The sequence below is a fragment of the Stenotrophomonas sp. TWI587 genome (assembly GCF_039674145.1).
Taxonomy (GTDB): domain Bacteria; phylum Pseudomonadota; class Gammaproteobacteria; order Xanthomonadales; family Xanthomonadaceae; genus Stenotrophomonas; species Stenotrophomonas maltophilia_AY.
This window is the reverse complement of record NZ_JBDJMW010000011.1, coordinates 15,412-41,039: the sequence shown is the minus strand read 5'-3', so window position 1 is coordinate 41,039 and position 25,628 is coordinate 15,412. Positions and strand designations below refer to the sequence as shown.

Below are 25,628 nucleotides of genomic sequence, written 5' to 3'. Positions count from 1 at the left end.
GCGAAGGCTGGATGAGAGGGGGCGGTGCTCAGCGCAGCATCTGCTGCAGAGCACCGGCAATATCGGTAAATGCACCATTGAGATCGGGGCCCGGCGTCGCCGCATTCCGCTGCAACGGCCGGCCCTGTGCGGACACGATGATCTTCAGCGAGCGCAGCAGGCGCGCGGCCGAGGCGGCCTGCGGGTGGCCATCGCGCTGGGCCTGCAGCAATGACTGCACCGCTGGATTGTCCAGGTTGAGGTAGAGCCGCGACGGCGCACGCGCCTCGATGCGGGCGGTGAACTGGCGCGCCAGCCGCAGGGCGGCCATCGAGACGCGCTTGTCGTTCTCGTCGTCTTCCAGGCGCTGCTTCAGCTCGGCTTCGCGGTCGGGCACCACCACCACCGGCAGCGCCTCGGGGCTGAACCGCGCCGGCAGCAACTGTTCGCCATCGCCCAGGTGTTCACGCAACCAGGCCAGCTGCGCATCGTCAAGGCTGTCGTCAGTGCGGAACAGTGCGCGATTGCCCTGCTCGGTACCCAGTTCGACCAGGCGCAGGCCCTTGGCCTGGGCCCAGCGGCGAAGGAATGGCACCACCGCATAGCGATGGCCATGCGCGACCGGCACACCCATCGCACGGAACAGCATTTCCTCGAAGCCGCCACCGTTGTCGAGGATCACATGCACCGCGCCGCGCGACGGCAATGCGCTGGCGGGCAGGTCACCCTGCGAGGTCGGCACGCGCACATGCTCCAGCAGCAGATCGAACAGGCGCTCATCGCACAGGGCCGCGCCCAGCAGGGCTTCATTGTGCCGGCTGAGCACGCGCCGCCAGGCTTCGGGCTGCTGGCGTGCGACATCGGCCAGCCCATCGATCAGCGCTTCGAGCAGGGCGTGCTGCACGGCGCGGTAGTGATCATCACGCTGCAGGTCCTCGCGGCTGGCGGTCGGGGTCAGCTTCGACGACTCGATCACCCCGCCGATGAAACCGGCCCACGGCGGCAAAAGGTCGCGCGCATCGTCGTCCAGCAGCATGCCGCGCACGAACACCGACAGGTTGCGGTTGTCGCTGGTGCCGTAGGTGGCACCGTCCTGCACCCAGAGCATGCCGACGGCGTCGCTGCTGCCATCGGACTGCAGCGGCATCGTCACGATGGGCTCGAAATCGTGTTCGAAACGCGCAGCGAACTGCAGCGCCTGCCGGCGTGCCTGCACGGGATGCAGCGCGACATCACCCTGCCCGCGCCACGGCGGCGGTTCGGGGTTGATGGCCTCGGCGGCAGCGCCGATGAAGATCGGTTCGGACAGCAGCGCGCAGTAGCGGGCAAGCACCTCGTGCAGGCGCGCTTCGTTGGCCAGCGGCAGGAAGTCCGGATGCAGTTCCAGCTCGACCTCGGTGCCGATGGCCCGTGCCGGCACGTCGCTGACGGTGTACTGCTCGGCGTTGCTGGACACGTACAGGTGGCCCAGCTCCGGCGCCTGGTAGGAGGTGGTGCGCACGCTGACACGGCGCGCCAGCACGAAGGCCGACAGGAAGCCCAGGCCGAACATGCCGATCAGGCCGTCATTGTCCTCGCCCTCCTGGCGCAGGCCCCGGGTGTAACCGACGCCGACCGTGGCCAGGTAATCGTGGATTTCCTGCCGGGTCAGGCCGGCACCGGTGTCGGTGATGCGCAGCACCCCGGCGGCGGCATCGACCTGCACGTCGATGCGCGATACGCACTGCATGCCGGGCTGCTCGATGCGGCGGCGGATGATCGAATCGTGCGCGTTCTGCACCAGTTCGCGCAGCGCCACCATCGGGGTGGAATACAGGTGCTTGCCCAGCACCGTCATCAGTCCATTGAGATCGACCCCGGCGCGGCGGATTTCGGCAGCGGGGGTGCTGAACATCGGGTCCTGCATGTAATCGATTACTCCTTGCCACGGAAAAGCGCCGGAGGGCGCCTTCGTCGAGCCGGGAAAACTAGCACAGGCTGGCTGACCGATGCCGCACTCGTCCTGTGCGGCAACCGCGCCCGGGCCCGGTCCCGTTCACAGCGCGTCGATCGCCTCCGACAACCGCTCCACCGCGATCACCTCCATGCCCTTCACGCTGCCGGTCTTCGGCGCATTCGCCTTGGGCACGATCGCGCGCTTGAAACCATGCGTGGCCGCCTCGCGCAGGCGGTCTTCACCGTTGGGCACGGGGCGGATCTCGCCGGACAGGCCCACCTCGCCAAACGCGATGGTTTTCTCGGCCAGCGGCCGGTCCTGCAGCGAGGACAGCACGGCCAGCAGCACCGGCAGATCGGCGGCCGTCTCCTGCACGCGGATGCCGCCCACCACATTGACGAACACATCCTGGTCGCCCACCAGCACACCGCCATGACGGTGCAGCACCGCCAGCAGCATCGCCAGGCGGTTCTGCTCCAGGCCCACCGCCACCCGTCGCGGGTTGGACAGCGGCGAGGCGTCGACCAGCGCCTGCACTTCCACCAGCAACGGGCGCGTCCCCTCGCGGGTGACCATCACGCAGCTGCCGGGCTGCTGGGTGCTGCCCCCGGACAGGAAGATGGCCGAGGGATTGGAGACCTCTTTGAGGCCTTTCTCGCCCATCGCGAACACGCCCAGCTCGTTGACCGCCCCGAAGCGGTTCTTGAACGCACGCAGCAGGCGGAAACGACTGCCGCTCTCACCTTCGAAATACAGCACCGCATCGACCATGTGCTCGAGCACGCGCGGGCCGGCGATGCCACCCTCCTTGGTGACGTGACCGACCAGGAACACCGCAGTGCCGGTTTCCTTGGCAAAGCGCACCAGGCGGGCGGCGCTCTCACGCACCTGGCTCACCGATCCGGGCGCGGCGGTCAGCGATTCGGTCCACAGTGTCTGCACCGAATCGGCCACGATCAGCCGCGGCTTGGCCACGCTGGCATGCTGCAGGATCGCCTCGACCTGGGTTTCGGCCAACGCGTTGACGTTGTCCAACGGGAGATCCAGACGCACCGCGCGGCCGGCCACCTGCGACAGCGACTCCTCACCGGTGATGTACAGCACCGGCAGGCTGGCAGCCATCTTCGCCACCGCCTGCAGCAGCAGGGTGGATTTGCCGATGCCGGGATCGCCACCGACCAGCACCACGGCACCTTCGACCAGGCCGCCACCCAGCACGCGGTCGAACTCGCCGATGCCGGTGCTCACCCGCAGGTGCTCGGTCTGCTGCACGTCCTTGAGCGCCATGATCTTGGGCGCATCGACCTTGCCGGCCCAGCCGGAACGGCGTGACGCCGGCGAGGCCTTGCTGGGCGTTGCGCTTTCCAGCGTGATCTCGCTGAGCGTGTTCCAGACCCCGCACTCCGTGCACTGGCCTTGCCACTTGCTGTACTCGGCGCCACATTCACTGCAGACGTATGCGGTGAGTCGCTTGGCCATGTCTACTTCCGCTTCAGAATCGATGCGGCAGGATAGCCGAGCCGCGTCGCAGCAACCGAGACGCCGTGCGTCCCAGCCCCCTCAAGAAACCGGCCACAGTGCCGATACTCCGGCGGGCCACTGCCTTTCCTTCAACTTTCCAGGCTTCTCCATGACCGGCACCTACAGCCAGAGTCTTGTCGTGTTCTCGCTGCTGGTTGCCATCCTCGCCTCCTACACCGCGCTGGACATGGCCGGCCGCCTGGCCAGTACCCAGGGCCGGGTCGCTCGCTGGTGGCTGGCCGGCGGTGCCACCGCGATGGGCCTGGGGGTCTGGTCCATGCACTTCATCGGCATGCTGGCCTTCCATCTGCCGATCCCGGTCGGCTATGACCTGGCGATCACCCTGTACTCGCTGGCGGTCTCGGTCGGTGCCTCGGCCTATGCGCTATGGCTGGTCTCGCGCGCGGAGCTGCCCTGGTCGCGCCTGTGCGCCGGCGCGGTGCTGATGGGGCTGGGCATCGCCACCATGCACTATCTGGGCATGAGCGCCCTGCAGATGCAGCCGGGCATCGACTACAACCCGGTCTGGTTCGCCGCCTCCATCCTGATCGCCATCGGTGCGGCCGGCGCGGCACTGTGGATTGCCTTCCGGCTGCGCCTTGAGCAGCGCCGCCCCTTCCTGCTGCGCGGCCTGGCCTCGCTGGTGATGGGCCTGGCAATCGTCGGCATGCACTACACCGGCATGGCCGCGGCCAACTTCCCCGAGGGCGCGGTCTGCGGTGCGGCGTTCGGCGAAGGCATCGATGCCAAATGGCTGGCCGTGTTGGTCATCGTCACCACCCTGGGCACCCTGGGCATCGCGCTGATCTCCTCGGTGTTCGATCGGCAGATGCGCACCCGCACCGGCCTGCTGGCCGACTCGTTGGCACAGGCCAATGAAAAGCTGCTGCAGGCGGCCCTGCACGACCCCCTGACCCAGTTGCCCAACCGCATGCTGCTGCAGGACCGCATCGAGCAGGCCATCGAGAAAGCGCGCCGTCGACAATTCAGCTTCGCGGTGATGTTCTGCGATCTGGATGGCTTCAAGACGATCAACGACGCCTACGGCCATCAGCTCGGCGACAAGCTGCTGATCCAGGTCAGTGAACGCGTGTCGGCGCTGCTGCGCGCGCAGGACACCTTCGCCCGGCTGGGCGGGGATGAGTTCGTCATCGTGTTCCAGATCGACGACCCCGAAGACGCCGCCGTGGTCGCCGAACGGATCATCGCCTGCGTGGCCGAACCGTTCGAGATCGATGCGCTGGAACTGCAGGTCAGCGCCAGCCTGGGCATCGCGCTATACCCGGCCGATGCCACCACCGAGCGCGACCTGATGGCCCACGCCGATGCCGCGATGTACCACACCAAGGATTCGGGCCGGAACGGCTATACCTTCTTCACCCAGTCGCTCAACGTGAGCGCGAACCGCCAGCTCAAACTGCTGCAGGAGCTGCGCAAAGCGGTCAGCCGCAATGAGCTGGTGCTGCACTACCAGCCCAAGTTCCAGGCCAATGGTGAATCACTGATCGGCGCCGAAGCGCTGGTGCGCTGGCAGCATCCCGAGCTGGGGCTGCTCTCGCCCGACGCCTTCATCCCCATCGCCGAGCGCAGCGGGCTGATCCTGGCGCTCGGCGAGTGGGTGCTCGACCACGCCTGCCGCCAGCTGCGCCAGTGGCACGATGCCGGGAATCCCGACTGGACCATGGCGGTGAATCTGTCGCCGTTGCAGTTCGGTTCCAGTACGCTGCTCGATACGGTGCGCCGCACCCTGGATCGCCATGGCCTGGACCCGAAACGACTCACCCTGGAAGTGACCGAAACCACGGCGATGAAGGACGTCGATGCCAGCCTGCTGATCCTGCACGGGCTGACCGCGATGGGCGTGAACATCTCCATCGACGATTTCGGCACGGGTTACTCCAGCCTGCTCTACCTCAAGCGCATGCCGGCCACCGAGCTGAAGATCGACCGTGCCTTCGTACGTGATCTGGAGGACAACGCCGAAGATGCGGCCATCGTCTCTTCGATCATCGCGCTGGGCCGTTCGCTGCAGTTGCAGATCGTCGCCGAAGGCGTGGAGACGGCCGGCCAACGCCAGTACCTGAGCGACATGGGCTGCGATCAGCTGCAGGGATATCACCTGGGCCGGCCGGTGGATGCGGCGGAGTTCATACGGTTGGCGAAGGCGGCGTAACGCGCGGCTCGTCGCCTCGGTTCCGGTAGCCGAGCCCCGCCGCGGCGTCTCATACGGATGCGAGGGCGAACCAAACAGAAAGGCCGCCCGAGGGCGGCCTTTCTGCGTGTGGCAACGTCGAAAAGACGTCAGTGCATCATGTGCACGTTCATGTTGTGCATGACCCACAGCGAACCGGCAACGATGATGCCGATCACCACGACGGTGAAGGCCGCCGCGCTGACGTTCCAGCGCTGTTCCGACGAGCGGTCCAGATGCAGGAAGAACACCAGGTGCACCAGGATCTGCAGCACCGCCGCAACGACGATGATGACGCCGGTGGTGAAGCGCGGCAGGTCGCCATGCATGACCGCCCAGAACGGGATGATGGTCAGCACCGCGGCCAGCAGGAAGCCGATCAGGTAGGACTTGACGCTGCCGTGGCTTTCGCCGGCGGCACCGTGGCCATGATCGTGTGCGTGATTGTCATGTGCGGCCATTACAGCGCTCCATTCAGATAGACGACGGAGAACACACCGATCCAGATCAGATCCAGGAAGTGCCAGAACAGGCTCAGGCACGCCATGCGGGTCTTGTTGGTCTGGGTCAGGCCGTTCTGCTTGATCTGGATGAACATGATCAGCAGCCACAGCAGACCCGCGGTCACGTGCAGACCGTGGGTGCCGACCAGCGCGAAGAACGCCGACAGGAACGCACTGTGGTCCGGACCGTAGCCCTGGTGGATCAGGTGGTTGAACTCCCACACTTCCATGCACATGAAGCCGAAGCCCAGCAGCCAGGTCAGTGCAAGCCATGCGTACATCTGGCCCACCTTCTGCTTGTGCATGGCGATCATGCCCAGGCCGAAGGTCAGCGAGGAGACCAGCAGCAGCGTGGTTTCCCAGGCGACGAAGGACAGTTCAAACAGATCCTTCGGGCCGGGGCCGCCGTCGGTGCCGCCGGACAGCACGATGTAGGTCGCAAACAGGGTGGCGAAGATGAGGCAATCGCTCATCAGGTACACCCAGAAACCGAAGACGGTATTGCCGCCGGTGTCGTGGTGCTCGTGGTCGTCATGGCCGTGGGCCGCCGCGTGCGCGGCGTGCCCAGGGTTCATGGTGTTGGGGATAGTGGTGCTCATGCCTTCAGCTCCGATTTCACCAGGCCCTGCGCCACCAGGTGGCGACGGTGCTCATTTTCGATCCGCTCCACTTCCGCGGCCGGCACGTAGTAATCCACGTCCTTGTCGAAGGTGCGCCAGATGAAGGTGCCGATCATGCCGACCAGACCCACGATGGCCAGCCACCAGATGTGCCAGATCATCGCAAAGCCGAACACCAGGCTGAAGGCGCCGATCACCACACCGGTGCCGGTGTTGCGCGGCATGTGGATGTCGGTGTACTTGGCCGGGCGTTCCCACGCCTCACCGCGCTGCTTGCGCTCCCAGAACTCGTCCAGTTCGTTGACGCGCGGCAGCGAGCCGAAGTTGTAGAACGACGGCGGCGAAGAGGTTTCCCACTCCAGCGTACGGGCATCCCACGGATCGCCGGTCAGGTCGGCGGTCTTCTTGCGGTCGCGGATCGACACGGCGATCTGGATCACCTGGCACAGGATGCCGGCACCGATGATGAAGGCACCGCACATGGCGATGATCAGCAGCGGCTGGTATTCCAGGTTCGGGTAGCTCTGCATGCGGCGGGTCATGCCCATGAAGCCCAGGATGTACAGCGGCATGAACGCGACATAGAAGCCGATGAACCAGCACCAGAACGCGCGCTTGCCCCAGGTTTCGTTGAGGCGGAAGCCGAACATCTTCGGCCACCAGTAGGTAATGCCGGCGAACATGCCGAACACCACGCCGCCGATGATGACGTTGTGGAAGTGGGCGATCAGGAACAGGCTGTTGTGCAGCACGAAGTCGATGGCCGGGATCGCCAGCATCACGCCGGTCATGCCGCCGATGGTGAAGGTGACCATGAAGCCGATCGTCCACAGCACCGGGGTCGTGAACTGCACGCGACCGCGGAACATGGTGAACAGCCAGTTGAAGATCTTCACGCCGGTCGGGATCGAAATGATCATCGTCGTGATGCCGAAGAAGGCATTGACGTTGGCACCCGAGCCCATGGTGAAGAAGTGGTGCAGCCACACGATGAACGACAGCACGCCGATGCAGGCAGTGGCGTAGACCATGCCCTTGTAGCCGAACAGCGCCTTGCGCGAGAAGGTCGCGATGACCTCGGAGAACACGCCGAAGGCCGGCAGGACCAGGATATAGACTTCCGGGTGACCCCAGATCCAGATCAGGTTGATGTACAGCATGGCGTTGCCGCCACCATCATTGGTGAAGAAGTGCGTGCCCAGGTAACGGTCCAGGGTCAGCAGCACCAGGGTGATGGTCAGCACCGGGAAGGCGGCGATGATCAGCACGTTGGTGACCAGCGCGGTCCAGGTGAACACCGGCATCTGCATCAGCTTCATGCCGGGGGTACGCATCTTCAAGATGGTGATGAAGAAGTTGATGCCGCTCAGCGTGGTACCCAGGCCTGCCACCTGCAGGCCCCAGATGTAGTAATCGACACCTACCCCTGGACTGTATTCCTTGCCTGACAACGGCGGGAAGGCCAGCCAGCCGGTCTGCGCGAACTCACCGACACCCAGCGAGATCATCACCAGGCCCGCGCCCGCCACGAACAGCCAGAAGCTGAGCGAGTTGACGAACGGGAAGGCGACGTCGCGTGCGCCGATCTGCAGCGGCACGACGACGTTCATCAGGCCGGTGATCAGCGGCATCGCCACGAAGAAGATCATGATCACGCCGTGGGCGGTGAAGATCTGGTCGTAGTGATGGGGGGGCAGCACGCCCTCGTTGCCGCCAGCGGCCATGGCCTGCTGGACACGCATCATGATCGCGTCGGCGAAGCCGCGCAGCAGCATGACGAAGGCGACGATGAGGTACATCACGCCGATCTTCTTGTGGTCCACCGAGGTGAACCACTCCTTCCAGAGATAGCCCCACAGCTTGAATTTGGTGATCAGGGCCAACAAAAGCATGCCACCGATGCCCGCGCCGATCAGCGTGGTGATGATGATCGGGTCATGCGGGATGTCGGCAAAGGTGAGTTTACCCAACAGATTCATGGTCATTCTCCCGAGCCGCCGTGACCGGTGTGACCGGCTGCGGCGTGCTCGTCTGCAGTGTGTTCGGCGTGCGCAGCGGCCTCGCCTTCAGCCATCGCGTGGCCGTCGTGCGATTCACCGGCCGGCATGGCGTGGCCTTCGTGGCTTTCGCCCTCGGCGCCGTCATGCTTCATGGCCTTGTGGTCGTGCTTCATGCCGTAATGCTGGTTGTCGCCCATGTGCTTGGCGATGACCCAGTCGAACAGGCCGGTCTCGGTGGTACCGAAGTAGGTCACCGGGTGCCAGTCGTGGTTCTTCTCGGCGGTCAGCGCGGCAAAGGCGGTCTTGTCCAGGGTCGCGCTTTCGCCACGCACCTTGGTCAGCCACTGCTGGTACTCCGCCTCGGTCACCGAGTGCGCGGAGAAATGCATCTTGCTGAAGCCCGCGCCGCTGTAGTGCGAGGACATACCCGGGAACTCACCGGTCTCGTTGGCGATCAGGTGGAGTTTGGTCTCCATGGCCGTCATCGAGTAGATCATGCTGCCCAGATGCGGAATGAAGAACGCATTCATCACCGTATCGGACGTGATCTTGAAGTTCAGCGGGGTATCGACCGGGAAGGTGATCTCGTTGACGGTGGCGATGTTCTCTTCGGGATAGATGAAGAGCCACTTCCAGTCCAGCGAGATGGCTTCGATCACCACCGGCTTCTTGTCCGAGTCCAGCGGACGGTACGGATCCAGCGCGTGCGAGGAACGCCAGGTCAGCACGGCCAGCACCAGCACGATCATGCACGGGATCGACCAGACCACCACTTCGATGGCCGTGGAGTGCGACCACTTCGGCTCATAACGGGCCTTGGTGTTGGTCGCACGGTACTTCCACGCGAAGGTGAGGGTCATGATGATGACCGGCACGACAACCAGCAGCATCAGCACGGTCGCCGTGATGAGCAGGGTCTTCTCGTCGTGGCCGATCTGGCCCTTGGGGTTGAGGATGGCCGAGTTGCAGCCCGTCAGGAACACGGACAACGCAAACAGCAGGCCCGGACGCAGGAAGCGTCCAAGGGGTTTCAACGGAATCATCGGTCGATCCAATTGCGTAGGGAATGCCAGTTCAAGCCCGCCTCCGTCCCAGCCAAAGCCGGTGGTGCCGGTCCAAGGGGACAGGCACGAAGGACGATCATGTCAGCCTTCTAATTTTAGGCCGTCATGCATCATTTAAGAAAGGCATTGACAATGATCCAACGCAGGAAAGGCCTGTTTTAGGCTGCGACACGTTGTCGCAGTGCCGGGCAATGACCCGATTCGGCAACATTCCGGCCCTTGTATAGACATGAACCGGTCAGGTCCACGGCGCCGTCAGCACCGGCGCGGCCGCCTCGTCACGGGCATCCTGCGCAGCATCTGGCGGGCGGCCACGGTACACGCCGCGGCGGGCGGCGTCACCCGCGGCGGCGCTCAGGCGGCCAGCACCTGATTTGGACAGGTCGCCCCAGTGGCGAAGTCCGCCAGGTTGCGCAGCGTGATCTCGGAGATCTCCTGCAGCGCCTCGACCGTGAAGAAGCCCTGATGCCCGGTCACCAGCACATTCGGGAAGGTCATCAGTCGCTGGAACGCGTCATCGTCGATGATCTCGCCCGAACGGTCCTGGAAGAACAACTCGCTCTCCTGCTCGTACACATCGATGGCCAGATGCCCCAGCCGCCGTGACTTCAGCGCGCGGATCACCGCATGGGTATCCACCAGCCCACCGCGCGAGGTATTGACCAGCATCGCCCCGGGCTTCATTGCGGCAAGCGAGACATCGTCAATCAGGTGATGGGTCTCCGGCGTGAGCGGGCAGTGCAGCGAGACGACATCCGAGCGGGCGAGCAGCTCGTCCAGCGCGACCGACGTGCCGATCGCGGCGAACGCTGCGGATGGATACGGATCATGGCCCAGCACGGTGCAGCCCAGGCCGTTGAAGATGCGGGCCGTGGCCAGGCCGATCTTGCCGGTGCCGACGATGCCCACCGTTTTGCCATGCAGCGTGCGGCCCAGCAGACCATCAAGCATGAAGTTGCCCTCGCGCACCCGGTTGTAGGCGCGGTGCGTCCGGCGGTTGAGCGTCATCACCAACGCCAGTGCGTGTTCGGCCACGGCCTCCGGCGAATACGCGGGCACGCGGGCCACGAACAGGCCCAGCTGCCCCGCCGCCGCCAGGTCGACATTATTGAAGCCGGCGCAGCGCAGCAGGACAGCGCGTACCCCCAAGGCCTGCAGCGCCTGCAGTACCGCGGCATCCAGCCGGTCATTCACGAACACACAGACCGCCTCGCAATCCTGCGCCAGCGCTGCGGTATGCAGATCCAGCGCGGCATCGAAGTACAGAAACTCGAACGGCTGCCCTGCCCCGCGGCGCTGGTTGGCCTCATCGAGAAACTGCTGGTCGTACGGTCGGGCGCTGAATACTGCGATCTTCATGAGGGTGATCCTCGGGAGTTCGAGCCTGACGATACCGCAGTACACTCCGGCCAACTGCCTGGAGCCTTCTGTGTCCCTGACTGCCCGCCTTTTCCACTGGACCGCCACACCGATGGGTCCTGTTCGCGCGTTGGACCCTCGCGCGCCCGTGACCTAGTATTCGGCCCTTGTAAGACGCCATGGGTGGATGTGCGTGGAAAGTTTCGAGCGGTTCAATGGGCGCCGTAGCGGCGAAGGCAAAGCGGTCGCGATCCTGTCACACGGCTTCGGTACCGATCAGACCGCATGGAACGCGCTGCGCCCCTGGTTTGAAGCACGCTTTGATGTGATCTCCTTCGATCTTGCTGGCTGCGGTCCGCAAGGTGCGCAGACCTACGATTTCGAACGGCACGGCTCGCTGTTCGGCTATGCCGACGATCTGATCGACATCCTGGATGCGCTGGACGTGCACAACTGCACGTACATCGGCCATTCGATGAGCGGGATGATCGGCGCAGCCGCCGCCGTTGCCCGGCCAGACCTGTTCGAGCATCTGGTCATCATCGGTGCGTCGCCGCGTTATCTCGACGACGTCGGCTACATCGGCGGCTTCAAGCCGCAGGACCTGGAGCAACTGTTCGAGAGCATGCGTGCAAACTACCAGGCCTGGATCGCCGGCTTCGCCCCGATGGTCGTGGGCGTTGACGACAGCGCGGTTGTCGCCGATTTCTCCAACACGCTGTTCCAGATGCGCCCGGATATCGCACTCAATACGTCGCGCACGATCTTCACCTCCGATCTGCGCGGCCTGGCTGCGCGGGTTTCCACGCCAGTGCACCTCATCCAGACCGCGCACGACATCGCCGTGCCGGTCGCGGTTGGCGAATGGCTGGCCAACGCGATCGACGGCGCTACGCTCGATCTGATCGATGCCTCTGGCCATCTCCCCCATATGACGGCGCCGGAAGACGTCACGCGCATTCTCGAACGGCGCCTGGGCGCAACGGCGCTGTGACCACGTCCGACAGTGAAGCGCTCGCCGCGCTGTGCCAGTTTGCCCGCCTCGCCGCCCACGCCGATCTGGTCATGGCGGTGGAGGTGGAAGACGAGGGCCGGGCGACCTGGGCTGCCGCAGCACCTGCACTGCCTTCCTCGAGCTTCAACCTGGCGCGCAGCGGCCTGTTCGAGCACACCTGGGGCGATGACGCCGTCGACGCGGCGGGTTTCCGGCTGCCGACGGCGGTCATCCATGCCCTCGAGGGCCTCCCCGCCCGCCTGCTCTACGTCCCGGCCCCCTCGCACGGCGCCCCGCTCAGCGGCCTGCTGCTGCTTTGGCGAAACCCACCCGCGTCTGCCGGGCTGACCGTGCAGATGGCGCTGCTGGCAAAGAGCGTGGCGCGCCTGTTGTCCGCACGCCGCGAGGCGGCCCGGCAGGTCATCGTGCGCAATCAGTTCCTCGATCTGTTCGACAGCGTGCCAGCCGGGATCGTCCTGATCGACGGCGACGGTGTCGGTGCTGCGGTCAACGAGCACGCCGCGGCATTGCTTGGCTGCGCCGCAGGCAATCACCGCGCCGCGGATCTCGCCGGCCCGATGCGCACCCTGCGCCAGCGCTGCGACAACCACGCCGAACTGGAACTGGCCTACAGCGCCCAGATGAACAACGATCAGTTCGCCGCGACGCTGAACTGGACACTGGGCGAGCGGACCTTCGAGGTGGACACCCACCCGGTGCGCGGCAACGGGGCGCACGGGCGCATCTGGCTGTTCACCGACGTCACCGCCGATCTGCTGATGGCCGCCGAACTGCGCCGCCTGGCCTCGTCCGATCCGTTGACCGGCGTCCCCAATCGCCGGCACTTCGAAGAATGCTCGGCGCAGATCATCGCTGCGCGCGAAGCGAACGGCCGCGCCGTCGCGGTACTCATGGTGGACGTGGATCACTTCAAGAAGATCAACGATACCTACGGCCATCCCGCCGGCGATGAAGTCCTGAAGGTCGTGGCCAGGCGCTGCCGGGACGCCCTTCGCGAACGCGACCTGTTTGCCCGGTTCGGCGGCGAGGAGTTCATTGCCCTGCTGGCCGCCTCCGCCGTGGATGAGATTCCCGCCGCTGCCGAACGCCTGCGCAGTGCGGTGGCCGCTGAACCCATTCTCGTGGGCAGCGACCGGATCTCCGTCTCCGTAAGCGTCGGTGGGGCGATCGGCGAGGCACTGCCGGGTGGCGACCAGAAACTGCTGGAGGACCTGATCTCCCGCGCGGATGAGGCGCTGTATGAGGCCAAGGCCAGCGGCCGGAACCGGGTCCGGATGGCGGCGCTGCAGCCGGAGCCGGTCGATCTCTGAGCCGGCCCGGCGGCACTTGTCCGCGCCAGCCTAACACTGTTAGATTCGCCGCCTAACATTGTTAGGCCACCCACAGTGCGTCAACCCATCGCGCGGGAAAACATCGTCGAGGCAGCCTTCCGGATCCTCGACGAGGATGGCCTGGAGGGCATCACCCTGCGCAAAGTGGCCTGCTCGCTGGGCATCCGCGCGCCGTCGCTGTACTGGCACTTCAAGAGCAAGCAGGCGCTGATCGATGCCATGGCCGACGCCATGATCTGCGACGTCGCCCGTGCGTTTCCCGCGGGACAGCCGTGGCGGCAGACCCTGCTGCAGATCGGGCGCGAGTTCCGCCAGGCCTTCAAGGCCCGCCGTGACGGTGCGCGGGTTTATGCCGGCACCTTCCTGGCGACCGAGAACGTGCTGCGGGTGGGTGAGGCCAGCATCGCCGCGCTGATGGGCGCCGGCGCGCCGGCACGTTTTGCCGCGACCGCGGCGATGGACCTGGTGTACTACACGATGGGCTTCGTCATCGAAGAACAATCCTGGCCCGGTGACGGCAGCATGGAGGCGCTCGGTGAGGCCTTCATGGCACTGGCCGAGGCGCGGTTCCCCCATTGCTGGCAGGCCCGCGATGTGTGGAGCGAGGTCGATTTCGATACCCGCTTTGAGCAGGGCCTGGGCCTGATGCTGGATGGCATCGAACTGCGCTTGTCCCGCGAATCCTGATTCCGTCATTTCCTTTTTCCCCGCTGTTCCGACCCGGAAAGCCCCTCAATGCGTGCACCCTCCTTCCGCAGTTTCTCCCTGATCCTGGCTGTCGCGCTGCTGTCCGCGTGTGGCGGCAAGGACGACAAGGCATCGGCCGATGCCACGGCCGCCAGCTCGGCGCTGCCGGTCTCTTTGGCGCCCGCGCAGCAGCAGACCATGGCGCGCACGGTACTGGTCTCCGGGCCGGTGACCGCCTATGAGGAAATGCAGCTGGGCGTGGAGATCAGCGGCCAGCGCGTGACCGCGTTGCTGGTGGATGTGGGGCAATGGGTCAAGCAGGGCCAGGTGTTGCTGCAGGTGGACCATCGCACCCTGGACAGCGAGCTGGCGCAGGCCGATGCCTCGTTGCGACAAGCGCAGGCCTCGCAGGAACTGGCACGCATGAACTACGAGCGCAGCGCCAAGCTGGCCGCCCAGCAGCTGATCAGCGAAAGCAGCCTGGATGAGCTGCGCGCCTCGCGCATCAATGCCGAAGCGCAGACCGCCACCGCACGTGCCGCGCGCGATGCCGCCAAACTGCGCCGCGACTTCGCCGACCTGCGTGCACCGGCTGATGGCCTGATCTCCAAGCGTCTGGTGCAGCCGGGCCAGGTGGTCTCCGCCGGTACCGAATTGCTGCGTCTGATCCGCGATGGCCGCCTGGAGTGGCGCGCGGAGCTGCCGGAGAACCAGCTGGCCGATGTCGCCGTGGGCAATACCGTGGAGCTGCCGTACGCTGGCCAGGTGGTCAGCGGCCGTATCCGCGCGGTCACCCCGGGTGTCGATGGGCAGACCCGCACCGGCACCATCTACGCTGACCTGCCCACGCCCGGCCCGCTCAAACAGGGCATCTATGTGGATGGCCGCATCGTCACCGGCGACGGCCAGGTGCTGACCATCCCGACCGCGGCGATCGTGCAGCGCGACGGCCACAACTACGTGTTCACCGTGAACGACAAGCAGCAGGCCACCCGCCACCGCGTCAGCACCGGCCAGGCCGTGCAGGGCCGCACCGCGATCCTTGAAGGCCTGAAGGCCGGTGACCAGGTCGTGGTGGATGGCGCCGGCTTCCTCGGCGAGGGCGACCGCGTGCGTGTGGTAACCGCCACCAAGGCCTCCGCACGATGAACATCTCCGCCTGGGCGATCAACCGCCCCCTGCCCGCGCTGCTGATCTTCTTCGTACTGTGCGTGGCCGGCCTGTGGGGTTTCCATCAGCTGCCGGTAGCGCGCTTCCCCGACATCGCCTTCCCGATGACCACCGTCACCGTCACCCAGCCGGGTGCCTCGCCCAGCCAGCTGGAGGCCGAGGTGACCCGCAAGGTCGAGGACTCGGTGGCGACCGTCAACAACGTCAAGCGCGTGATGTCCTCGGTCAGCGAAGGCGTCAGCACCACCACCATCGAATTCCAGTTGGAAGCCGATCTTGCCACCGCGCTGGATGACACCCGCGACGCAGTCACCCGCATCCGCACCGACCTGCCGCAGGACATCCAGGAACCGGTGATCTCCAAGGTCGATATCGGCGGCTCGCTGATGACCTACGCGCTGGTCGCCCCGCACATGACCACCGATGAAGCCAGCTGGTTCGTCGACCGTGATATCTCACGTGCGATGTACGGCGTGCCCGGTGTGGCGCGCGTCACCCGCGTGGGCGGCGTGCAGCGCCAGGTACGCGTGGATCTGGATCCCAATGCGCTGATCGCGATGGGCATCACCGCCGGCGATGTATCGCAGCAGCTGGCCCGCATCCAGGTTGAGCGTGCCGGCGGCAAGACCGAGGTCGAAGGCGCGCAGCAGACCATCCGCACGCTGGGTACCGTCGGTGACGCACAGGCACTGCGCGACTACTCCATCGCCCTGCCGGACGGGCGCGCCGTGCGGCTCTCCACGCTGGCCACGGTGACCGATGGCGCTGCCGATCCCACCGAGGCCGCCCTACTGGACGGCAAGGGCGTGGTGGCCTTCTCGATGTCGCGTACGCGCGGCTCCAGCGAGGTCAAGGTGGAAGCCGGCGTGCATGACGCGCTGGACAAGATCAAGGCCGAGCATCCCGGCATCGACTTCCGCCTGGTCACCACGGCGATCGACGAGACCCACCGCTCCTACGATTCCTCGATGACCATGCTCTGGGAAGGCGCGCTGTTGGCGCTGCTGGTGGTGTGGTTGTTCCTGCGCGACTGGCGCGCAACCTGGGTGTCGGCGCTGGCGCTGCCGCTGTCGATCATTCCGACGTTCGCGGTGATGTACTTCTTCGGCTTCACCCTCAACATCATCACGCTGCTGGCGTTGTCGGTGGTGGTCGGCATCCTGGTGGACGATGCTATCGTGGAGATCGAGAACATCGTGCGCCACCTGCGCATGGGCAAGCCGCCGCTGGAAGCTGCACGCGAAGCGGCCGGCGAGATCGGCAACGCGGTGATCGCCACCTCGCTGACCTTGGCGGCGGTGTTTGTGCCGGTCGCCTTCATGCCCGGGATCGCCGGCAAGTTCTTCCGCGAATTCGGCTGGACCGCCGCCACCGCCGTGCTGTTTTCGCTGCTGGTGGCCCGCCTGCTCACCCCGATGATGGCCGCCTACCTGCTCAAGCCGCACGGCGAGGAGAAGCCGGAATCCAGGCTGATGACGTGGTACCTGGGCTGGGTGGACGCCGCACTGCGTTATCGCGGCCGCACCCTGTGGCTGGCCACCGGGTTGTTCGTCGCGTCGCTGGCACTGGTGCCGTTCATCCCGGCCACCTTCATCCCGCAGTCCGATCTGGGCCGCAGCAACCTCAATCTCGAACTGCCGCCGGGCACCCGCCTGCAGGAGACGGTGGCCGTGGCCGAACACGCGCGCGGGCTGCTCAAGGACATGCCTGAACTCAAGCAGGTCTATACCGCCGTCGGCAGCGTGCTCGACCTGGGCGACCCGGGTGCGACCGGCGTCGGTGAGCCGCGCAAGGCCACCCTGGTGCTGGACTGGGGCAGCGCCGACGGGCGCGACCGCGACCAGCGCGTGCTGGAACGTGAGGCGCGTGAGCGCTTGGCCGATCTGCCCGGCGTGCGCGTCAGCTATGTCAGCTCCGAGCCCGGCAACCTGCTGCAGCTGGTGCTCTCCGGTGACGACCCGCAACGCCTGCAGGATGCCGCCACCGCACTGGAGCGCGACCTGCGCGGCATCCAGGGACTGGGCAGCGTCACCTCCACCGCCTCACTGCTGCGCCCGGAACTTCAGATCGTGCCGAACCCCGCCCGCGCCGCGGACCTGGGCGTCGCGACCGCCGACATCGCCGAGGCCGCCCGCATCGCCACGGCGGGCGATTACGAGCAGCGCCTGGCCAAGCTCAACCTGCCCGACCGGCAGGTACCGATCCGGGTCGGCTTTGCCGAAGCCACCCTCGCCAACCCGGGCCTGATCAGCCAGCTGCGCGTGCCCGGCCGAAATGGCCCGGTGCCGCTGGCGGCTGTCGCCGATATCCAGCAAGGCAGTGGTCCCTCGCAGATCTCGCGCTACCAGCGCCAGCGCAACGTGACCCTCACCGCCGAACTCAACGGTCGCCCGCTGGGCGATGTGATGACCGAAGTGCAGGCGCTGCCGGGCGTCAAACAGCTGCCACCGGGCGTGACCTTCCTCAACACCGGCGATGCGGAGGTGTTCGTCGAGCTGTTCATCGGCTTCATGCTGGCGATGGCGGCCGGGTTGATCTGCATCTACATGGTGCTGTTGCTGCTGTTCAACCACGCGCTGATGCCGGTCACCATCCTCGCGGCGGTGCCACTGTCCGCCGGCGGTGCGTTCGGCGCGTTGCTGATCACCCAGAACATGCTCTCGCTGCCGGCGCTGATCGGCCTGCTGATGCTGATCGGCATCGCCACCAAGAACTCCATCCTGCTGGTGGACTACGCGGTGATGGCCGAAGACGAGCACGGCATGAGCCAACATGACGCGCTGATCGATGCCTGCCGCAAGCGTGCACAGCCGATCATCATGACCACCCTGGCGATGGGTGCAGGCATGATGCCGATCGCGCTGGGCTTTGCCGGTGATTCAAGCTTCCGTGCGCCGATGGCGATTGCCGTGATCGGCGGATTGATCACCTCCACGCTGCTGAGCCTGATCGTGATTCCCGCGGCCTTCACCGTGGTGGACGATGCGGGGGATTGGCTGTCGCGGAAGTTCCGGCGGCGGTCTTCGCATCCGGTTGGGAGTGGTGCGGAGTGAGGTGAGAGGAGGCGCAGCGCCTATCTGGGCGTCCGAGATGTCTGGCGAGCCTCGGCAGGTGCACTCATTGGTTCTTTAGACAAGAGCCCGTCAGCCCTCAGCCACAAAATGCCCCGGCCAACACCGGGGCATTTTGACTTTCATCCGAGCCCAGTGCCAATGGAGCATCGATCCGGTCTCGGCGACTAGATCAAGAGTCGAATTTTCGCCATTTACACATAGTTCGATCACGCGGGTCATTCAACGCCCGAAGCGGCGTAACCCTCTTTGCAACTACCCAGAAGTCAGCGAACTCAGGGACGCGTATTCCAGACAGATCCTGGCCCAAGCGACGCATTGCAGCACGTTGCTTGCCTATATCCGAATTTTCCGGATAGTCATGAAGAAACTCCGCGCGCCCCTCGATCTTTACGGCCGCGCCGCTGGCGACCGAACTCCACTGCTTTGCAAGCTCTGGAGAAAGCAAAACACCAAACTTGGGAATTTCCCGTCCGAATGGCCCTTGTTGCACCTTCTCGTCAACCCCGACTACGTAAGCCACGGAATAGCTTCGGAAACTCGGCTCCAAATAACCCGAGTATATGGTGCGGTCCTGCTCAGCATAAGCCCTGGCACTGAACCTAACGTTTTGATTGTCAAAAGAAGGCTGCATCGCTTGCGACGCCAGCTCTCTATAAGGGACACCCCCCTCTACCTGTGGGTATACAAGCTCATCAGCATTGGGAAGTTCGAGGCATGCCAATGTCCTGACTTCGGGAGATAAGAAGCCTGCTGCAGCAGCCAGGGCTACTGAAAACAGCCCTCCCAAGGTGATCTTCCCCTTCTTGGATTTCCAGAACCCATCGCTCTCCTGCATGTCAGGCTCCCGCCCGAGTTCATCTTTCATCACACCCCCTAGGCAGCTAAAAAAATGCAACTACTTCGTGCATCCATGAGAGAACGACAGGCGATCTGATGGCCATTCTTTTAGTCATCCAGAAAATAAATCCACCTGCCGTCTGTCAAACCGGATTGTATGTCGTTGTCCGCACATTGGATATCCTCAATCGCTGCCTACCGTAGCCTCCATCCAAGCCACCTGAAGGACTCCTCCTTCTACAGCTGAGTCGCCGCAAACGATCGTCCCCGCAACGGGGTGCATAGCGTGCTCCAAGACAAAATCCATGCCACTCAAGTCTCTCTTAGCGCCGCCGATAGGTCCTTGGAGGAATTACACCAACCCGACTTGATAAGGACGATCAAGCTTATGGGAAGTCAACCGTGGCAACTCTCAAGAATCAAAAGCCTACACATCCTCAAGGCAGCAAGTGTCTGGGATAGACGAGCTGCGGCCAAAGCCGACGATGTGCCGTTCTTCAAGCTTGGATTCCGTGAGTCCGCTCGCTTCGATGTCTTGATCAAAGGGCAGCCCTATCCCCCGAAGGCAATTGCAAGTTGCGCCCATGGGCTCGCGACGGGAAGCTATGTGCACCCATCTGAGTTTGCCGGGGCCAAAGATGGCGTTTGGCATCGCCTATTCAATTCACTCGGATTTCAAGTAGTAGCAAAGAGAAGCGCGAGAACGGATGACGCCGAGGACGTGCGAGAAATCCTGTCTTCCGGACGTGACGCTACAACGTGCCAAAGATTGATTGAAGCGAGACTAGGTCAGGGCAAGTATCGAGATTCCGTGCTTGATTTGTGGAATCGGAGCTGTGCCGTGACGGGATGTGAGACAGCCGCAGCTTTGCGGGCTTCGCATATCAAACCGTGGCGAACGTCCAATGACCGGGAGCGTCTAAACCCCGAGAACGGCCTTCCCCTCATCGCGACCCTCGATGCCCTCTTCGATAAGAATCTAGTCTCTTTCGATGATAACGGCCTGATCCTGATATCAAAGATGCTTGAAGGCAACCTTAAATCTCTTGGCATCAAGCAAGGCATGAGATTACGCAAGCCCCTCACCAGGGGGCAGAAAAAGCTGCTCGCAGAACATCGACTTATGCTAGTCGGGCGCGATGCCGGCGCCTTGCCTGAAGCATAGGGCCGAACTTTTCCCTGCTCTATCTGCCAAGACGACGTAGGCGCACCCCGCTGCACAGGGCCGAATTTGCGCGGGCTGCCCCAGCGTACGTTGGGCGCGGATGACGGATAAAGGCCAAGGCCATTTTCATCCGTTGGGCTGAGACCATCTGCGCCACGCTTGGCGCAAGCTCCATCCCTTTCTCCACCACGTGGGGGGCCCTGAGCACGACTCCCGACCCGCCACAAACAAAAAGCCCCGACCAAGGCCGGGGCTTTTTGCTGTATCTGGTGCCGGAAATAGGAATCGAACCTACGACCTACGCATTACGAATGCGCCGCTCTACCAACTGAGCTATTCCGGCGAGGTCGTGAATTCTAGGGGGTGCGGGCCACTTTGGTCAATCAGGGAAGCGCGCGCGCCGCCGAACCGCCGCGCGCCAACGGGCCGACCCGACGTGCTCCAGCAGCACCAAGCCTTGACGCACCAGCCCCTACAGTGAATTCCCCACCTCCGGAGGCATCCCATGCGCCCCTGTCCCCGCTTGGCCGGTCTGCTGCTGTCATCCCTGTTGTTCAGTGTCCCCGCGCTGGCACAAGGCACGGGGCCAATGCCGCAGACGCCGGACCAGCAGTGGCAGCCGCTCTTCCAGCAGGTCCAGGGCGCACACCTGTTCAAGGACCAAAAGACCTTCGCGGATGCAGTGCCCCGCCAGCCCAGCGCGCCCCTCCTCACCGACTGGCAGCGCGCCAGGACCCAGCCCGGATTCGACCTGGCAGCCTTCGTGGCCGAGCACTTCGCGGTGCCCGGTGACCCCCAGCCGTACGTGCCACCAGCGGGCGAGACGCTGCGCGCGCACATCGAGGGGCTGTGGCCCGTGCTGACCCGCACCACCGACACGGTGGAACCGAGCGGCTCGCTGCTGCCGCTGCCCAAGCCCTACGTCGTGCCCGGCGGGCGCTTCCGCGAGGTGTACTACTGGGACAGCTATTTCACCCTGCTCGGGCTGGCCTCCAGTGGTCGCTGGCAGCAGGTGCGCGACATGGTGGACAACTTCGCGTTCCAGCTCGACAGCTACGGCCATATCCCCAACGGCAACCGCAGCTACTACCTCAGCCGCTCGCAGCCACCCTTCTTCAGCCTGATGGTGGATCTGCTCGCCACGCATGAGGGCGACGAGGCCTACCGTCGTTACCTGCCGCAGCTGCGCATCGAGCATGCGTTCTGGATGCGCGGCGCGGAAACGCTGGCAGCGGGCGAGGCGCGCGAACGGGCGGTCAGGCTGGCGGACGGGCAACTGCTCAACCGTTACTGGGACGACCGCGCAGTGCCACGCACCGAGTCGTGGATGGACGATGTGGCCACGGCCGCCCAGGCGCCGCAGCGCGCGCCCTCGCAGGTGTATCGCGACCTGCGCGCCGGAGCGGAATCGGGATGGGACTTCAGCTCGCGCTGGCTTGCCGAGCCGTCAGCATTGGCGAGCATCCACACCACGGCGATCGTGCCGGTGGATCTGAACAGCCTGCTGTTCCATCTGGAGATGACCGTGGCCCGCGCCAGCAAAGCGGCCGGTGATCGCACCGCTACACGCACCTTCACCCAACTGGCGAAGGCACGTCAGCACGCCATCAACCAACTGCTCTGGGATGACACGCAAGGCTGGTACGCGGATCGCGATCTGGAGCGCGGCCAGACCCGCCCTGCCCTGACGGCGGCGGCGTTGCTCCCGTTGTGGCTGGACGTTGCTGGCCGCACGCAGGCACGCCGTACCGCGGAGGCCGTACAGGCTCAGTTGCTGCGCGATGGCGGACTGCTGACCACCACCGTGACGACCGGCCAGCAATGGGATGCCCCGAATGGCTGGGCACCGTTGCAGTGGGTCGCGGTGGACGGTCTGCAGCGCTATGGGCAGGACACCCTCGCCCGCCGGATCGGCACGCGCTTCCTGCGCACCGTGCAGACGGTGTACGACCGCGAGGGCAAGCTGGTGGAGAAGTACGTGGTGGACGGTTCGGCCACCGGCGGCGGCGGTGGCGAGTACCCGCTGCAGGATGGCTTCGGCTGGAGCAACGGGGTCACGCTGGCGCTGCTGGATCGCCTGTGTGCGCCGAAGCGTGCGTGTGAGAGCGCCCAGGATGTGGACGCCGCGGACTGATCCACCAACCGCGCCGCGCGAACGTGATGCGCGCTATGGCACGCAACATGCCCCGTGGACAGTATTGGCCAGCAGCCGTGCACGTGCCCGCTGGTCTGCGCTCAATTCGGCATCCAGCGATTGCATGACCAGCGGAGAGACGTAGTTGGGATTCACCTGTTGCAAGGCCAGGTTGTAGGCATAGGCGGCCACCGGATCGCGCGGCACGATGCCGCCGTGTTCGTAATCCTGGGCCAGCTTGGCGACCGCATCGATGCTGCCGCTGCGGGCCAGTGTTTCCAGGTATTGCCCTGCGGTGTGCTTCCACGCCACGGCCCGCTCCGGGTCTTCCAGGATATCCGCGTAGGTGCCCAGCACATCCTCGGGCGAGCGTGCATAGCCCAGTTGACCCTCGACAGAGCCCTGCAGCGCCGCCCGTTCGAGCCAGTTGCCGGTGTACAGATCGCGATCAAGCACCAGTGCGCCGCACTCGCGAAGCAGACGCTCGGAGCGCTCCAGGAACGCCTTCTCTGCGCCCACCAGTGCCGCAGACTGGGCGAGCTGATCCACGCGGTCGGAGGTGAATGTGCGGCACTCAAGCACGGTGAGATAGATGTCGTAGCTGGCAGTACCGTCGCCAGCCTCCGAGCGCGGCAGCAACTGCTGGACGTAGGCCAGCGCATCGCCCGGTGGACGGCTCGAGCGTTGGCGCGACAGCTCGTAGGCTTTGGGTCCCAACGAACGGAACGTGCCCGGTGCCGGCGGTAGCGCAGTGACCGAGGCCGGCACGCGCATCCCACTGAGCGCCACCGGAGAGGCAGCATCACCGGCAGTGCTCCGCACGTGTTGGCCAGCAGGAACGCTGTCCTGACTCCGAAGTGCCAACGCTCCTACGAAGATGCCGGCCACAGCGACGAGCACCACTGCCACTAGTGCCTTCCCGTGTTTTCCAAGCATGAGCGTCCGTGCCACCTTCGCATCCAGTCCAGCGCGTTTGATAACGCATCCACCATGAATCCTCGCTGCCTCGGGCGAGGACACGGCATCACCGCGCCTTCCACAACTCCGCCAACCGGTCCGGCTTGCCCGCGATGCGCTGCAGCGACGGGTACTTCAACCCATCGTGGTAATCCAGCGTCACCGTATCGATGCGATCGAAGCTCTTCACCAGCAGCGTCAGCGGCGCCTTGTCGGTCTTGGCGGCGGTGATCGCCTCCTTCAACTGCTCGGCCTTGAACACGCGGCCATTGAGCGCGACCACGCTCATGCCGGGAATCAGACCGGCATTGAAGGCCGGGCTGTCCCACAGCACATCGCCGATGTAGCCGGACTCGCTGATAGACAGGCCGATGGAGTACAGCAGGTTGCTGTTCTTGCCGCGGGTTTCCTGCGCCTTGAACGCCTCGTTCGGCGTATCGGTGTAGACCAGTTTCCAGCCGGCCGCTTCCAGACCGCCGGTCAACGGACCGTGCCCATCCAGGCGCTCGCGCAGGAAGCTGGCCCAGTCGAACGGCGCCACGCCGTTGAGCGTGCTCACCACGTCTTCGAAGGTGTACGGATGGACATTCCAGTCGCCGTCGTTCATGCCGAAGAACGCCTTGGCGAAATCATCCAGGCCGCGCTTGTTGCCGGTCAGCGCGCGCAGCTTGCCCTCCACGTCCAGCCACACCATCTGGCCGCCGGAGTAGTAGTCCTCGCTCATCTGGTAGTTGCGGAAGGCCAGCGCGCGGCGCTGCGCGATGGTCGGGTCGTTGGTGGTGTCCTGCAGGTTGCGCCAAGCCAGGCCGGGGCGACCGCGATCATAGGTGCCCGCCACATTGGCCAGCACGTCACGGGTCTGCTGCGGGCTCCACAGCCCGGAGCGCGCGGCCAGCACCTGGCCCCAGAACTGGGTCTGGCCTTCGTACAGCCACAGCAGGCTGTCGCCCATCGGCACGTTGAAGTTGGCCGTGGTCAGATCGGCGCCCCGACGGTACTTGCCGTTCCAGGAGTGGTTGAACTCGTGCGGCAGCAGATCACGGCCCAGCCAGGTCTTGTCCCACTCGGTGAAGTAGCCGGTGTCGCCGCTGTTCTCGCTGGAGCGCTGGTGCTCCAGGCCGATGCCGCCGAGCTTGTCGGTCAACGCCAGCAGGAACTCGTAGCGGTCGAAATGGCGTGCGCCGTAGAGCTTGTACATCTGCTGCACCAGCGCACGGTGCGCCTGGATCTGCTCGGGCTTGGCGGCCAGCGATTTGGCCTCATCGGCGAAGACATTCAGGTGCACCGGCACCTTGGCACCGGGGTCCAGATCGAAGCGTTGGAAGTGGCGGCCGGCGAACAGCGGCGAGTCGACCAGGTGGTCATAGCTGATCGGCTTGAACACCACGGTGTCGCCTTCGCGGCGCTCGGTATCCAGCGCGGTGGCGTACGACCAGCCCGGCGGCAGCGTGACGGTGGCCTGCGCCTGGATGTTGCGGGTGATCACCCCGGCCGGGTACAGCGAATTGGCATTCCACTGCAGGTTGAGCATGTCCGGGGTCATCACCACGCGGCCCTGGGTGCCCTGCGAAGAGAGGAACTTGAACTCGGCCACCACTTCGCTGGCGCCCTGCGGCACCTGCACGGTGAAGGCATAGACGTCGTACGGATCGCGCGTCCACTGCAGCGGTGTGCCGTTGGCGGTGACGACCAGGCCGGCGAGCTTGTCGATCGGGCCACTCGGCGAATGCGCCCCGGGCAGCCACTGCGGGTACAGCAGGGTCAGCGGGCCGGGCTTGGCCGGCACCGTGGCCTTGACCTTGAAGATGCGTCGCCCGATATCGCGCGCGTCCACGTCGATGCGCAGCAGGCCCGGGAAGGCCACGTCCTGCGGCGGCGGTGTCTGCGCCTGCACGCCGATGGCGGACACGGCCAGCAACACGGACAGGGCAATGGCACGCATCTTCATCAGGCAGGCTCCAGCGGGGGAAGCCTCGATCCTAGCCCTCCGCCTGCGCCCTGCCCCATGGCCAAAGGTCATGCGTCGCGTTGCGGCCATGATTGGCACAGCGGCGCGCAGTGACGTTCTATCTGCCGGTCGGGATC

Annotated in this window: 18 protein-coding genes and 1 tRNA gene; 8 read left to right on the top strand and 11 right to left on the bottom strand. The window is 65.0% G+C overall.

Annotated features, from left to right (window positions below):
* Positions 1-28: 28 nt before the first annotated feature.
* Both ABE464_RS16465 and radA read right to left on the bottom strand, forming a co-directional pair.
* Positions 29-1,885 (bottom strand): ATP-binding protein, encoded by a 1,857-nt coding sequence (locus tag ABE464_RS16465; RefSeq protein WP_346472805.1) that lies wholly within the window; start codon positions 1,883-1,885, stop codon positions 29-31.
* A 129-nt stretch (positions 1,886-2,014) separates the two neighbouring features.
* Complete coding sequence (radA, locus tag ABE464_RS16460) at positions 2,015-3,394, bottom strand: DNA repair protein RadA (protein WP_346472804.1); 1,380 nt, start codon at positions 3,392-3,394, stop codon at positions 2,015-2,017.
* A 151-nt stretch (positions 3,395-3,545) separates the two neighbouring features.
* On the opposite strand from radA, the gene ABE464_RS16455 reads away from it, so the two are divergent.
* Positions 3,546-5,609, top strand: a complete 2,064-nt coding sequence (locus ABE464_RS16455; protein WP_346472803.1) for an EAL domain-containing protein — start codon at positions 3,546-3,548, stop codon at positions 5,607-5,609.
* A gap of 128 nt (positions 5,610-5,737) precedes the next feature.
* On the opposite strand, the gene cyoD is transcribed toward ABE464_RS16455, so the two are convergent.
* The 5 genes from cyoD to ABE464_RS16430 all read right to left on the bottom strand — a co-directional run bounded on the left by cyoD (position 5,738) and on the right by ABE464_RS16430 (position 11,173).
* Positions 5,738-6,088, bottom strand: a complete 351-nt coding sequence (gene cyoD / locus ABE464_RS16450; protein WP_019184497.1) for a cytochrome o ubiquinol oxidase subunit IV — start codon at positions 6,086-6,088, stop codon at positions 5,738-5,740.
* Entirely contained in the window at positions 6,088-6,729 is a 642-nt protein-coding gene (gene cyoC / locus ABE464_RS16445) for a cytochrome o ubiquinol oxidase subunit III (protein ID WP_259261384.1), read from the bottom strand. Before cyoC ends, cyoD begins: the two co-directional genes overlap by 1 nt.
* Positions 6,726-8,723 (bottom strand): cytochrome o ubiquinol oxidase subunit I, encoded by a 1,998-nt coding sequence (cyoB, locus tag ABE464_RS16440; protein WP_259261420.1) that lies wholly within the window; start codon positions 8,721-8,723, stop codon positions 6,726-6,728. Before cyoB ends, cyoC begins: the two co-directional genes overlap by 4 nt.
* Positions 8,724-8,731: 8 nt before the next feature.
* Positions 8,732-9,793 carry a ubiquinol oxidase subunit II gene (gene cyoA / locus ABE464_RS16435; protein WP_346472802.1) on the bottom strand — a complete coding sequence of 354 codons (1,062 nt, stop codon included), beginning with the start codon at positions 9,791-9,793 and terminating at the stop codon, positions 8,732-8,734.
* Between the two features lie 375 nt (positions 9,794-10,168).
* The gene (locus ABE464_RS16430; RefSeq protein ID WP_346472801.1) at positions 10,169-11,173 is read right to left on the bottom strand and encodes a 2-hydroxyacid dehydrogenase; all 1,005 of its coding nucleotides are present in this window, start codon (positions 11,171-11,173) and stop codon (positions 10,169-10,171) included.
* Between the two features lie 187 nt (positions 11,174-11,360).
* Here ABE464_RS16430 and ABE464_RS16425 point away from each other — a divergent pair, with 187 nt between their 5' ends.
* The 5 genes from ABE464_RS16425 to ABE464_RS16405 all read left to right on the top strand — a co-directional run bounded on the left by ABE464_RS16425 (position 11,361) and on the right by ABE464_RS16405 (position 18,429).
* Positions 11,361-12,167, top strand: coding sequence for an alpha/beta hydrolase (locus ABE464_RS16425; RefSeq protein ID WP_346472800.1), 807 nt, complete (start codon positions 11,361-11,363; stop codon positions 12,165-12,167).
* Positions 12,164-13,498, top strand: a complete 1,335-nt coding sequence (locus tag ABE464_RS16420) for a GGDEF domain-containing protein (RefSeq protein WP_346472799.1) — start codon at positions 12,164-12,166, stop codon at positions 13,496-13,498. The genes ABE464_RS16425 and ABE464_RS16420 overlap by 4 nt, the downstream gene beginning before the upstream one ends.
* A gap of 75 nt (positions 13,499-13,573) precedes the next feature.
* A complete protein-coding gene (locus tag ABE464_RS16415; RefSeq protein ID WP_346472798.1) occupies positions 13,574-14,206 on the top strand; it encodes a TetR/AcrR family transcriptional regulator C-terminal domain-containing protein in 633 nt (210 codons plus the stop codon).
* 48 nt (positions 14,207-14,254) lie between these two features.
* The gene (locus tag ABE464_RS16410) at positions 14,255-15,355 is read left to right on the top strand and encodes an efflux RND transporter periplasmic adaptor subunit (protein ID WP_346472797.1); all 1,101 of its coding nucleotides are present in this window, start codon (positions 14,255-14,257) and stop codon (positions 15,353-15,355) included.
* Positions 15,352-18,429: an efflux RND transporter permease subunit gene (locus ABE464_RS16405; protein ID WP_346472796.1), complete on the top strand. Its 3,078-nt coding sequence runs from the start codon at positions 15,352-15,354 to the stop codon at positions 18,427-18,429. The genes ABE464_RS16410 and ABE464_RS16405 overlap by 4 nt, the downstream gene beginning before the upstream one ends.
* A 190-nt stretch (positions 18,430-18,619) precedes the next feature.
* Here ABE464_RS16405 and ABE464_RS16400 read toward each other — a convergent pair whose 3' ends face one another.
* Positions 18,620-19,315 carry a hypothetical protein gene (locus ABE464_RS16400; RefSeq protein WP_346472795.1) on the bottom strand — a complete coding sequence of 232 codons (696 nt, stop codon included), beginning with the start codon at positions 19,313-19,315 and terminating at the stop codon, positions 18,620-18,622.
* Between the two features lie 258 nt (positions 19,316-19,573).
* On the opposite strand from ABE464_RS16400, the gene ABE464_RS16395 reads away from it, so the two are divergent.
* Positions 19,574-20,452 carry an HNH endonuclease gene (locus tag ABE464_RS16395; RefSeq protein WP_346472794.1) on the top strand — a complete coding sequence of 293 codons (879 nt, stop codon included), beginning with the start codon at positions 19,574-19,576 and terminating at the stop codon, positions 20,450-20,452.
* Positions 20,453-20,719: 267 nt separating this feature from the next.
* Here ABE464_RS16395 and ABE464_RS16390 read toward each other — a convergent pair.
* A tRNA-Thr gene (locus tag ABE464_RS16390) sits at positions 20,720-20,795 on the bottom strand.
* A 162-nt stretch (positions 20,796-20,957) separates the two neighbouring features.
* Here ABE464_RS16390 and treA point away from each other — a divergent pair.
* Complete coding sequence (gene treA, locus ABE464_RS16385; RefSeq protein WP_346472793.1) at positions 20,958-22,586, top strand: alpha,alpha-trehalase TreA; 1,629 nt, start codon at positions 20,958-20,960, stop codon at positions 22,584-22,586.
* Positions 22,587-22,619: 33 nt separating this feature from the next.
* On the opposite strand, the gene ABE464_RS16380 is transcribed toward treA, so the two are convergent.
* Both ABE464_RS16380 and ABE464_RS16375 read right to left on the bottom strand, forming a co-directional pair.
* Positions 22,620-23,408, bottom strand: a complete 789-nt coding sequence (locus ABE464_RS16380; RefSeq protein ID WP_346472792.1) for a hypothetical protein — start codon at positions 23,406-23,408, stop codon at positions 22,620-22,622.
* Between the two features lie 202 nt (positions 23,409-23,610).
* On the bottom strand, positions 23,611-25,491 hold the full coding sequence (locus tag ABE464_RS16375; protein WP_346472791.1) for a peptidase M61: 1,881 nt from the start codon (positions 25,489-25,491) through the stop codon (positions 23,611-23,613).
* Positions 25,492-25,628: the final 137 nt, after the last annotated feature.